Here is a 12585-nt window from a genome sequence, read left to right as displayed (position 1 = left end):
CCGGTCTCAGGAGATCAGTCCCAGCCGGAAGGCAATCGCCACCGCGTGGTGGCGGTTCTTTGCCTTGAGCTTGATCTGCAGGGCGTTCATGTACCAGTCCACCGTATGGTTGGAGAGCTTGAGCACCGATGCGATCTCGTTTGAGGTCATGCCATCGGCCAGGTAACTCAGCGCCTCCATTTCACGGCGGGTCAGCTGGACGTCGACCGCCGACGACAGCTCCTCGTTGATCAGCGGATCGGTCAGTTCGAGCAGCCGCCAGAACACGGTTTTCGCCAGGGCGTCGAACAGGGTCATCTGCGTCTGGTTCAGCTCGACGGCCTTGCCCCCCACCGAGAGGTTGCCCATCAGGCCGCGGCGGCCGTGGATCGGAAAGATATAGCCGCCCTCCAGGCCGAATTTCATCGCGTCCACCATCATGCGCTGCATGCGGCGGCGATGCGGGTCCGACTGGAACGCCGGAATGGCCTCGGCCCAGCTGAAGCCCTTGCGGGCATGCCCCAGATAGCGGATCGTCGGATCGATCAGCACGTATTTCTTTTCCATGTAGCGGGCCGGCCAGCCTTCGGGCCACCGCCCCGCCAGCACGAGGCTGAGCGGATCCTCAGACGCCTTGGGCTGGCGTATGACGCCGTAATAGTCGAAGCCGAAGCGGTCCAGTACGGATTCCAGCGCGTCGATGATCTCCGACTGGGTTTCCAGTTCGTGCACTGATTCGAGGAACTCGGTAATTGCGTCCGTATTCACAAAGACACCTATCTTTCCAAATATTCGTTCGCCGGCAATGTTTCGGGCCGATTGCCCGCATTGCGGCCCGAAAAACAGCCAACGCCACCCGGCGCTGGCGCCCGGTGCCGTTTTCCCCATCAAAATCCTATTTCCACCCAATGCGATCTTAACCACTGTTGTGAACTGAGAAAAGTGATCGATGAAATGTTGTAGCGCTGGGACATTTAGCCGGCGGGACCGTTTCGCCCGGCTGGCTGCTTGCCTGCCACATCGTTCTTGCTATGCTCCGCCCATGACGGCCATCAAAAGCTCCTTGCGGATCGTTCTGACGCTTGCGGCGACGCTGGTTTTGCCGTGGGCCGTTTCCTGTGCGGGCGCCAAGCCGACCTTCAAGAATTATGTCGATTCGCTCTATCCCGATGCGGCCGCGGCCGGCGTGACCTGGGAGACATTCGAGGCCGCGACAACGGGACTGCAGCCCAACAACAAGATCCTGAAATTCACCAAGAGCCAGCCGGAATTCAATCGTTCGATCGGTCAGTATGTCGGCAAGCGGGTAACGTCGGGGCAGATCAAGTCGGGCCAGGCGAAGGCCAAGAAGCTCAACCGCACACTCTCGGCCATCGAGAAGAAATACGGCGTCGACCGCCACGTCCTGCTGGCTATCTGGGGCATGGAAACGAACTATGGCGGCTATATCGGCAAAAGCGACATCCTCCGGTCGCTGGCCACGCTCGCCCATTCCGGCTACCGCGGCGATTTTTTCCAGAAGGAATTCATCAATGCGCTGCTGGTCATCCAGCAGGAAAACCTCAATCCCCGCCAGCTGCGCGGCTCCTGGGCCGGCGCGGTCGGCCATACCCAGTTCATGCCGTCGAGTTTCCTCAAATACGCGGTCGACCATACCGGCGACGGCAAGCGCGACCTGTGGGGCAGCCCCTCGGACGCGCTGGCCTCGGCAGCCAACTACCTGAAGGGAAACGGGTGGCAGAGCGGCGTCCCGTGGGGTTTTCAGGTCAACCTGCCCAGGAACATCGACCTGACGAAGGCAACCGACAGCTACCGCAACTGGGTCCGGCGCGGCGTTGTGCGCATGGACGGCGGCAGCCTGCCCGACCACGGCTCGGCGACGCTGCTCTTCCCCAGCGGCATAGAGGGTCTCGCCTTCCTCGTCACCGACAATTACATGGTCCTGAAATCCTACAATTTCTCCGACGCATACGCCTTGTCCGTCGGGCACCTTGCCGACCGCATTGCCAACCGGCACGCGCCGCTGGCGGGCAAATGGAATGTCGAGCGGCCCCTCAGCAAGGCAGAGCGCATCGCCCTTCAGGAAAAGCTCAAGGCCATGGGCTATGCGGTGCCCGGCACCGACGGGCGGATCAGCCTCGAAATGCGCGACGTCATCCGCAGCTATCAGATCCGCAACGGCATGACGCCGGACGGCCACGCGGATGTGCCGGTTTATGAATCGGTCATGAAGAAATAGAGCAATTCTGAATTACTCGACGACCACCTCCACACCGGTGCTGCGCCCGGCCGCGTCGATGACGGAAAGGCGTGCGCTGCCGGGTCCGTCCGGTACCCATTGCCAGTCGCGCCGGCGCACGGGTGCGGCCGCCGGCCGGCCGTTCGCCAGCCACCGGAATGGCGGACGACCACCCTGCAGCTTGATGACCAGCGGACGGAAGCTGCCGTCGGCGGAACGGCTGAGCGCAACATGCGCGCCGCTCGGCGGATAGGCGATCTGCGGCGCGGCCTCGCCGCTTGGCGCCTGCTGCAGCCGTTCCTCGAAGCTGCGGAACCGGCGCATCGGCTCCGGCAACGATCCGCGGGCAAGGCGCACCGCCCCGGGCGGCGGCGGCCGGAACGGCACGATGGCCGTGCCGGACCGGGCAAAGGCCTCGAACAGGACCGGGGCGGCGGCATTGAGGCCGGTGAGACCGGGCACCGCGCTGTTGTCGGGCCGCCCGATCCACACGCCGATGACATGGCGGCCGTCAAAGCCGACGGACCAGGCATCGCGGTATCCATAGCTGGTGCCGGTCTTGTATGCGATGCCGATCTGCTGCGAGCCGGCCGGCGGCGCGACACCGCTCAGGATATCGCGGACATGCCAGCGCGCCACGCCGCTGAGCGGCGCGTTCGACGATTCGGGAGGTGACACGGGATCGACCCCGTTGGAAAGCCCGACCGGCCGGCCGTCGGGCGCTGCGAGCACACCGTAGAGCTGCACCAGGTCGACAAGGCTCGTCCCGATCCCGCCGAGCCCGATGGAAAGCCCGGGCCGGTCCGCCGCCCTCGGCAGCGCGTAGCGTATGCCGCTCCTGCGCAACAGGGCCGACAGGCGCGCCGGCCCCACCGCGACCAGCAGCCGGACAGCCGGAACGTTCAGCGACAACTGCAGCGCCCGGCGCACGCTGACGTCACCCTGGAACTGCATGTCGAAATTGCGCGGCCGGTAGCCGGCGAAATTGGCCGGCCGGTCCGAGATCAGGGTTTCGGGAACCACCAGCCCCTCGTCGAAAGCGAGGCCGTAGATGAAGGGCTTAAGCGTCGAACCCGGCGAGCGCGCCGCGCGGCTCATGTCGACCCAGCCGGCGCGACCGCCGTCGAAATATCCGGCCGAGCCGACCTGTGCCAGGATGCTGCCGGTACGGCTGTCGGCCATGACAATGGCGACGGAGAGGCGTCCGCCCAGCCGTTCGGCGGCATCCTTGGCCACCGTCTCGAGGTTTCGCTGTGCCGCGCGCGACAGGAGCGTAGCGTATACTCTGCCCGGGCCGGCGGCGCGGGCCCGTTCCGCGAGATGCGCCGCCAGCGAAGGCAACGGCCTGCGGCGGGCGGAAAATTCCAGGCCGGCGACCCGGGCCACCTCGCCATTGTCGATCAGGCCCTTGACCGCCGCCCGCTCGAGCACCCGCAAGCTGGCGTTGCGCGCCGCGTCCGCGTGACGGTCGGGCCGGCGGCTCTCGGGCGACTGCGGAAGAGCGACCAGCAACGCCGCCTGCTGGAGGCTGAGCCCATCGGGTTCCTTGCCGAAATAGGCGAGGCTGGCCGCCCGCACGCCTTCCAGGTTTCCGCCATAGGGCGCCAGCGTCAGGTACCAGCCGAGAATCTCGTGCTTGCTCAGCCGCCGCTCGAGCTGGATCGCGCGCGCCATCTGCCTCAGCTTGGCGCCGAGGGTCCGCGCCGGACGCGGTTCAAGCAGCCGCGCCAATTGCATGGTGAGGGTCGATCCGCCGGAGACGATGCGGCCGTTTGCGACCATTTGCGCGAAGGCCCGGGCCATCGCCAGCGGATCGACACCGCGGTGCGACCAGAAGCGCTTGTCCTCATAGGCCACCAGCAGCGCCGTGAATGTCGGATCGAGCGCGGCAAGGTCGGACTTCAGGCGCCAGCGACCTTCATCGTTGGCAAACACCCGCAAGAGGGCACCGTCGCGGTCGGTGACCTCCACCGAAAGCGAACGCGGATCGGGCAGCGGCGGCGGATAGGCCCGGTCCAGCACACTGCCGACGACCGCAAGCAGGGCGAAAAGGCCCGCCGCGGCCGCCGCCGCGAGGGTCAGCAGCCGACGTCGCCTCGTCATTGATCCGCGCCGCGCACCGTCATCCAGCGGGCAGCGGTGCGGGCCGAATACTCGGGCCGGTACATGTCCTCGACCTGCGCGCCCGGAAGCGCGTAGGAACCGGGAACCACGGCGCGCACCACGTAGGCCACGCGGATCGGGCCGTCATTGCCGCCGTTCGTCTCGAACGCCGCGACAAAACGGTCGTCTCGAAACTCAGTATGGGCCGGTGCGGTGTCGCCGAGCCATGCGAAACCCGACAGCACGGCGCTTTGCACGATCCTCGGATTGTCGATTTCAAGACCCGCCGGCAGCAGATCGGTGAGGACAATGTTTGCCGGAAGCCGGTTGGTCTGCTCGACGGTAAGGACGACGACGAAGCGCTGGTTCTGCGCCACCGAATCGATGGTCACCTCGTTCCCGTCGAGATCGTGGTAGCTGCGGGCGATGGTGAAGCCGTCGCCGCCGGCGCGCGGCGCCTGCAGCGGCGCGGCCACCGTCGTGACGACGGCCCGCACCGGCTCGTCGCCGTCATTGCGCACCCGGATCGGCTGCGCGACGATCTCGTCGCCACTGACGGTGCGACCGAAACGCCCGCTCACCGGCTCACCGTCCACCGTCAGTTTCGAGGCCTGTTCAGCTGCCTGCACCGAACGCGCCGCGAGCAGCATCCAGGCCTGTTCCTGCGTCGTGCGTGCCGGCCTCTGCGACTGGCGACTCGAGACGAGTTGCACCATGTCGCCGAGCAGCGGCGAGACCGGGCGGCTTTCGCCGGCAAGCGCGAGCATCGCCGCATCGTCGCGAAGCACCGAGCCGTAGTCGGTGCGCCGCAGATTGGCGGCCGCGTCGGTGTTGGCGAGCCGGTAGGCAGAACCGAAGGCCCGCTGCGCCCGCTCGTTGTCGCCATAGAGCGCCAGGCTGGCGGCGATCTGCGCCCGCGCCAGCGGTGTCGCGAAGGCGTCCAGCCGCGCATCCGCGTAATAGCGCAGGTCACCGGCAGACGCCCGCTTGTTGCGCGCCAGCACGTAGAGCGCATAGGCGATGCCGTCGCCGTTGTCGGCAACGCTGTCGGTGTAGGAAAGGACGTTCTGCAGGTTGTCGAGCGCCAGGCGCATCGACTGGGTGGGAACCGAGTAGTCCTTTTCGCGCGCCCGGGTCAGAAAGTCCGTCACATAGGCATCGAGCCACAGATCGCCGCCGCCCGGTCCCCACAGGCCGAAACTGCCGCCCGCCGACTGGTAGGACAGAACCCGCGCGATCGCCTTTTGGACCCGTTCCCGAAGATCCGGATCCTCCAGCAGTGCCGCCGGCGCGTCGAGCTCGCTGAGGTAAAGCAGCGGCAAGGCGCGGCTCGTCGTCTGCTCGGCACAGCCATAGGGATAGCGATCCAGCGCCAGAAGCAGACCCGGCACGTCGAAATCCGATCGCGACACGTCGATGCTGACGCTGGCCCCGTCGAGATAATAGGCCGCGAGCAGCTCTTCATCGATGACCGCCGTTCCGCCGGCGGCTGCCAGCGGCAGTTCCAGGCGCGTCGTCACCGGCAGCGTCGCCGGGCGGATGTTCAGGGTCTGCGTGTTCTCGACACTGACACCGTCCGGACCGTCGAGGCGCAGCGTGACTTCAGCCGCATCCGGCCGATCCGCGGTGACTCCGACAATGAAGGCCGTCGCACCGCCCTCGTCCAGTTGGATCGTGTCGGGCACGCCGGAAATCTCGGCCCGCAATGCGGCGCCGGTCTCTAGGGTCAGCCGGTAGTCGCCGGCCGGCCCGTCCGTGTTGGCGATATCGAAGCGGATCTGCGAATAGTCCTCCGGCGCCAGGAACTTCGGCAGGCTCGAAGTGACAACGACGGGATCGCGGACGATGAGTTCTTCCTCGGCCTGGCCGACTCCGTCGGGCGTCCAGGCCACGGCCATCAGCCGCAGCGTTCCGTTGAACTGGGGCACGTCGAAGGAAACGACCGTCTTACCGTCCGCGTCCAGCCGCACGATGCCGGAATAGAGCGCCACGAGCTTTTCGCGCGGCGGGCTGCCCTTGGCCGCCATGCCCGGCCCGTCGCCGCCCGTGCGCAGGCGCCCGGTCGCGCCCTGCGCGCCGTCGATAAGGCGGCTGTAGAGATCGCGGATCTCGACCCCCAGGCGGCGCTGGCCGAAATACCAGTTGCGCGGATTCGGCGTCTCGAACGCGGTCAGGTTCAAGATCCCGACATCCACCGCGGCAAGCGTTATGTGCGCTTCCTCGCCGACCCCGGCGCCGGAAACGGCGACCGGGATATCGAGCCGCGTATTCGGCTGGATTTTCTCCGGCACATCGAGCGCGACATCCAGCGCCCGGCCTCCCGGATCGATCGACAGCCACTTGATGCCGACGGCACGCGACGGCATCCGGTTGTCCGCGTCGCCACCGGGCCGGATCAGGGTCGCGGTCACATAGGCGCCGGCGCCCCAGTCGGCTTCGACGGGAATGTCGATCTCAGCGCCGCCGTCCGGCACGGTCGCGGTGAACACGTCATAGAGGCGGTCGCTGGAGACCGTGATCAGCGCCTCGCCGGCAAAGCGCGGCGAGATGAGCAGCTTTGCCGTATCGCCGGCCCGGTAGCGGTCGCGGTCAAGAGCGATCTCGAGCCCGTCCGGCGTTTCCGTTGACGCGGCACTGACATACCAACCGGCATCGAATTCGACGCTGGTTGCCGGGCCCCCGGCATCATTCGATTCGACCGTCAGCCGGTAGCGGCCCCAGTCGACTGTCACGGCGATCTGCGCGGGCGCGCTTTCGCCGACTTCGATCGTGCCGTTTTCAACCTGGGCGGTGTATTCGACCGGCTCGTAACGCCAGCTATTGCCCTCGCGGTACCACTGGTAGTCGCGCTCGATGCGCAACAGCGACCAGCTTAAGCCATCCTGCGAAACGCGCTCGCCTTCCGGATCGACGACGATCACATCGAAGCGTGCGGTGCTGCCTTCTCCGACCTGGCCTCCCTCGAATTCGGGCCGCACGCCGATCATGGCGCCTTCCGGCTGGAACGGCTCTGATACGGTCTTTTCCACCGCCCGACCGCCATGCTCCTGCAGGCGGACGGTCAAATCGACCACCAGCGGACGGGTCGTAGCGGGCGGAGTTTGTGGCCGCGCCCACGTGACGTACCCGCCACCATCGGCGTCGAGGGTAGGCGTTAAATCCATCTCCAACTGCGTGTTGATCGGCGCTTCATCGTCAAGGCCAAAGACATAGCCGGGGACATCGGCCCGCTCACGCACCGACTTGACATTCACCTCCGCATCGAGCGCGAGACCCGACGCGGGTGCACCATAGAGATACCGTCCCTCAACTAGGAACCCGCCGCCTCCTTCGGGTGGATCCCACGAAAGCCAGTCGTTCACATCAAACTCGATTCGGTCCGGCCTGAAGTCCTCGACCAGGAATCGCGTCTCGTTCAGCGTCGGTCCGTCGACATCGGCAAAGGCCCGCACCGACCAGACGCCGTGCATGGCGTTGACCGGCAGGTTGAGATCGACACCGTAGCCGCCGGCCGGGCCGCCGGTGCGCACCACGCGCCGTTCTTCCTTGCCGTCCGGGCGGCTCACCACGAAGGTCAGCGGCAGGTCGGCAACGGCCAGTGCCGCGTCATCGCGGACGAGCGCGGCCATGTGCACGGTCTCCCCAGCGCGGTAGATGCCGCGGTCGAGCCATGCGAACATGTCGAGCGGGCCGGGCGCCGCCCTGCCCGTCACGCCCCGGTCGGAAAGATCGAAACCCGCGCGTGAAAGATCCAGGAACACGAAGTCCCCGTCGCCGCCATCGGCCGTGACGACGGCCGGTGCGCGGCCATCCTTGCCGCGCGTCAGGCCGGCGGCGAAATGCGCCCGCCCGTCAGCGTCGCTCTCAGCCTCGCCCAGCACCTCGTTGTTGCGCGCCAGCAGCGTGAGCTTCACGCCCTCGATCGGCATCGCCGTGTCCAGCGAGCGGGCAAAGACATGCAAGCCGTCGCTTCCCGAGAAGGACGAAAGGCCGATATCGGAGATCACCAGCCATTGTGTGGCGCGGCTTTCCCAGTTGTCGAGCAGCACGCCGTCGACGGTTGCCATCATCACGTAAACGCCGGGCTCGCGTTGCGGCAGCGCTTCGTCCACCGGAAAGCTGGTCACCGTCTCGCGGTTCAGGTCTCCGCCAGTCTCCAGCGTTCCCTGCCAGACGCGCTCGCCGAGCGCGCTGCGGATATTGTCGGCGTCGTAGGCATCGAGTTGCCGCAGGAACTGCGAGCGCGAGAGGACCGGCGCCAGCGAGCGGCTGCCGATCCGGTAAAGGGAGACCTCGACCGCGTCGGCGTTGACGCTGACCACGGGAATGCCGTGTCGCCCGACGCCCGGAAGGACAAAACGGTCGCCGTCAAACCGCACCGTCGGCGCGCGGTCGCGGACATAGGCGTTGATGGTCATCGGCGCTTCGAGCACCTCACCGATCTCGGCCGGCAGGCCGGCCCGCAGGGTCAACCGGTAGGTCTTGCCGTGGTCGAGCCCGTCTGCGCAGATTTCCCGGTCCTTTGCCGAAATGGACTGCGCCGGCTGCCCGTCGATGCGCACAAACGAGGAATAGTCGGTGCCAGACGGCACCAGCGGGTCGGAAAAGCGCACGCAAAGCCGCGCCGACGCGCTGTCCGCATCGACCGTGTGTTCGACGACACGAAAGCCCTTGCGCGCCTTCAGATCCTGAAAATCGGCGCGCACACGCGGCGAATCGACGAGCGAAAGGCTGGCCTTGTAGGCCTCCAGCGCCGGACGGTACTGCTGGCGCACCTCCAGCCCCTTGGCCAGCAGGTCGAGCGCCTGGGCGCGCGTATCCGCGTCACGGGAAAGCTCATAGGCATTGAACGCCGCGGCCGTTGCCGCGCGCTGCGTCCTGTAGTTGTTGCGGTTTCCCGTATAAAGGGCGTTCAGCGCCGCATGGGACAGGCTCAGCCAGAGCTTCGGATCGTTTGAATCAATCGCGAGTGCCCGGCCGAAATAGTCGATCGCCGTATTCGCATCGCCCGCCGCAATCGCATCGCGGGCCGCTGCCTCCGTTGCCGCCAGGCCGAGGGTGGAATCGTGCCAATCGGGCGCCTCGGTTTTCAGCCCGGCCGCCTCCGAACGAAGACCCTGCGACAGGAAGGTCAGATCCGGCGCGGCGCCGATATCAGGCCCGCCCGCCGCTGAAACGACCCTTCCCGAGACCGCGCCTTCGAACCGGTCCATGCGGTTGAAATCGGATTTGAGGAAACACCTTTGCGCCTTGGTATTGTAAGTGAAGGCGCGGCAGGCCTTGTCGGCGAGACAGTCGGACTTGCACTGCTCGAGCGTCACATCCTGTTCCGCCCGCAGATCGAAGCCGTAGAAATCAGCATTATCGAAAGTCTCGAGCCGTTTTGTTTCGGCGTGGGAACTCTGCGCCGCAATCGTCAAAATGGCTGTCAGGGCCGCTGCAAATCTAAAATGCCTGAACATCGTTTCCTCCCATCAAGGAATTCATCGAATTTACTGCGCCCACTGCCCCTAACGCAGCAGGAAAGTGCGAAGATTTCAAGACACTTGGGCGACAATGCCCGCCTTCCTTGACATTGTCGCCCGGTTGGGATGGATTGCCCGGCACCGGGGTGCCCGAATTCGGGCTGAGATCACACCCGTCGAACCTGATCTGGATAATGCCGGCGAAGGGAGTTGTGCGCATCATGGCGATACCCAACATTTTGACGATCGCGGGGTCCGACCCGTCCGGCGGCGCGGGCATCCAGGCCGACCTGAAGACCATTGCCGCGAACGGTGCCTACGGCATGGCCGTAATCACCGCGCTCACGGTCCAGAACACAAGGGGGGTCAGCGGCATCCACACGGTTCCCGCCGGCTTTGTCCGCGACCAGATCCTCGCGATCTTCGACGATATCCGTGTCGATGCCATAAAGGTCGGCATGCTTGCCGATACCGGGACGGTGCAGGCCGTGGCCGATTGTTTGCGCCTTGTCGACGCCATTCCCGTCGTTGTCGATCCGGTGTGCGTGGCGACGAGCGGCGCGCGCCTGCTTGCGCACGACGCGCTTGACGCAATGAAGGAGACGCTGATCCCGCGGGCGAGCCTGCTGACGCCGAACCTGCCGGAAGCGGCTGAACTGCTGGGCCGGGCCGAACCGGTCCGGCGACAGGACATGGCCCCGGCGGCGGATGCTCTGCTGCGGCTCGGCGCCGAGGCAGTGCTCTTGAAGGGCGGACACCTTGCTGGTCGCACCTCGTGCGATTTGCTGGTGGGGACGGGAACGCGCTCGTGGCTGGAAGCGGCACGCGTCGAAACCAAAAACACGCACGGCACCGGCTGCACCCTTTCCGCGGCGATCGCGTCACAGATTCCCCGGCACGGTTCGCTGCTGGAGGCCGTTGCGGCGGCAAAGGACTACGTCCACGGCGCGATCGTCCACAGCGGCCGGTTATCGGTCGGCCACGGCCACGGCCCGGTCAATCATGCGTGGAAGACGACTGGACCTGCGCCGGCCGTGCATCGGTATCGGCAATGAGCCGTCGCACCACGTCCTTCGGCAGCGGGTTGCGGACCGCGACGCGGAAGATCGACAGCGAGACGGCCACGATAAGGACCGAATCCGTGTAGACGGGAATAACGCCGAGCCCGCCGCCGAAATTGCCGAGCCACGAAACCAATGCCAGCACTGCGTAATAGGCGACGAGCCAGCCCGAGTGCGCGATGTATAGGGGCATCGGCTCCTTCCGGAAGCCGTTGTAAACCACGAAGCAGGTGAAACCGGCCAATGCGATCAGCAGGATTTTCCAGTTGGTCTCCCATCCGGACCAGTAGACGATGAAACCGACAAATATGAACGCGAGGGCCGAAAAGGCGTTTGCAAACGGAACCTTGAACGGCCGCTCGTAGTTCGCTGCCTGTTGCCGCAGAACCACCAGCGCGACCGGACCGATGGCAAGCGACAGCACTGCCGCGGAGGATATGAAACCGGCGAGCTGCGGCCATCCCGGCAACGGCGCGAGGATGAGAATGCCGATCGCCGAATTGACGATCATGCTCCAGGCCGGCACCCGATTGCGGTTGAGGCGCGAAAACAGCTTCGGGAACAGGCCGGTCTGCGCCATCGAGTAGTTGATCCGGCCGGAGGAGCCGACATAGGCGAGCGCCGTGCCGCCCGGTGAAATGATCGCATCGGCGAAAATCAGCAGCGCCGCCCATTGCAGCCCGAGGATCAGCGCCAGGCCCGCGAACGGACCGGCCGCGAAGTTCTCGACCACGCCGGCCCAGCCATCCGCCAGGTGCTCGGCCGGTATCGCGCCGATCAGCGCCACCTGCAGGAGGACATAGATCACGAGGCAGATGACGACCGAGCCCACCAGCGCCAGCGGCACGTTGCGCGCCGGATTGCGGGCTTCGCCGGCAAGGTCGATCACCGACCGGAACCCGACGAAGGAGAAGATGATGCCGCCGCTCGAAACCGCCCCCAGTATGCCGTTGATTCCGTAGGGTGCGAAGCCGCCGTAGGCGGTGAAGTTTTCCGCCTGGAAGCCAACCACGATCAGCACGACCGGCACCAGGACGGGCACGGCGAGCTTCCAGATGGTGATTGTTATGTTGGAGCGGATCATCCATCGGACGCCGGCGATGTTGATGGCCGTGAAGGCAGCAATGAGAACCGCCGCCACCGCGATGCCGCCGCCCGTCAGGATCCGGTCTTCGTCGACGGTCTCGGTCAGCCAGGGAACATAGTTGCCGGCATAGTCCAGCACGGCGGTGACCTCGATCGATACCATGGCGACATAGGCGATCCAGCACAGCCAGCCGCTCAAGAACCCGCCGAGCGGGCCGAGCGCCACGAACGGGATGCGCGCCAGGGCGCCGGCGGCGGGGATGAGCGCGCCGAGCTCGGCGTAGATGAATGCGAGGGTCAGCGCCAGCACACATCCGATCAGCCAGGAAATGACGGCCGCCGGTCCGGCGATCTGGACGGCGTAGAGCGAGGCGAACAGCCAGCCCGAGCCGATGATGCCGGTCAGTCCCGTCAGCAACATGCCCCAGGCGCCGATATGGCGCTCGAGGCCCTGCCCTCCGGTCCCTGCCGCATTCGCCGCCGCTTCTCTCATGGACAACCCTCCTGGCCCCCGAATCGCGCGGACTATGGACGAGCCGTCGGGGCGGTTCAATCCGCGTTGCGCAAACGGCAGGAGCAAGCTGTGCCGAACGGAGCGCGCAGACCGGCGGATCTACTTGCGGCACGTCACAGCCTGCAAATAGAAAAACGG

General features: G+C 66.0%; 6 protein-coding genes and 1 riboswitch. Of the genes, 2 read left to right on the top strand and 4 right to left on the bottom strand.

The genetic code is table 11. From position 1 onward, the window contains the following. Positions 1 to 6: 6 nt before the first annotated feature. A complete protein-coding gene (locus E4M07_RS10530; protein ID WP_136658254.1) occupies positions 7 to 747 on the bottom strand; it encodes a LuxR family transcriptional regulator in 741 nt (246 codons plus the stop codon). Positions 748 to 1021: 274 nt separating this feature from the next. On the opposite strand from E4M07_RS10530, the gene E4M07_RS10525 reads away from it, so the two are divergent. Next, positions 1022 to 2218 (top strand): lytic murein transglycosylase, encoded by a 1197-nt coding sequence (locus E4M07_RS10525; RefSeq protein WP_169054163.1) that lies wholly within the window; start codon positions 1022 to 1024, stop codon positions 2216 to 2218. A gap of 12 nt (positions 2219 to 2230) precedes the next feature. Here E4M07_RS10525 and pbpC read toward each other — a convergent pair whose 3' ends face one another. Further along, complete coding sequence (pbpC, locus tag E4M07_RS10520) at positions 2231 to 4321, bottom strand: penicillin-binding protein 1C (RefSeq protein ID WP_136658252.1); 2091 nt, start codon at positions 4319 to 4321, stop codon at positions 2231 to 2233. Beyond that, positions 4318 to 9783 carry an alpha-2-macroglobulin family protein gene (locus tag E4M07_RS10515; protein WP_136658251.1) on the bottom strand — a complete coding sequence of 1822 codons (5466 nt, stop codon included), beginning with the start codon at positions 9781 to 9783 and terminating at the stop codon, positions 4318 to 4320. Before E4M07_RS10515 ends, pbpC begins: the two co-directional genes overlap by 4 nt. 135 nt (positions 9784 to 9918) lie before the next feature. Continuing rightward, positions 9919 to 10012, top strand: a riboswitch (TPP riboswitch). Here E4M07_RS10515 and thiD point away from each other — a divergent pair. Continuing rightward, positions 10008 to 10841 (top strand): bifunctional hydroxymethylpyrimidine kinase/phosphomethylpyrimidine kinase, encoded by an 834-nt coding sequence (gene thiD, locus E4M07_RS10510; protein WP_136658250.1) that lies wholly within the window; start codon positions 10008 to 10010, stop codon positions 10839 to 10841. It overlaps the preceding riboswitch by 5 nt. On the opposite strand, the gene E4M07_RS10505 is transcribed toward thiD, so the two are convergent. Continuing rightward, entirely contained in the window at positions 10783 to 12426 is a 1644-nt protein-coding gene (locus tag E4M07_RS10505; protein ID WP_136658249.1) for an APC family permease, read from the bottom strand. The genes thiD and E4M07_RS10505 overlap by 59 nt on opposite strands. Positions 12427 to 12585: the final 159 nt, after the last annotated feature.

It is taken from the genome of Nitratireductor sp. XY-223, from assembly GCF_004959855.1.
Lineage (GTDB): Bacteria > Pseudomonadota > Alphaproteobacteria > Rhizobiales > Rhizobiaceae > Hoeflea_A.
The sequence above is the reverse complement of the archived record's forward strand: the minus strand, read 5'-3'. Positions and strand labels throughout refer to the sequence as shown.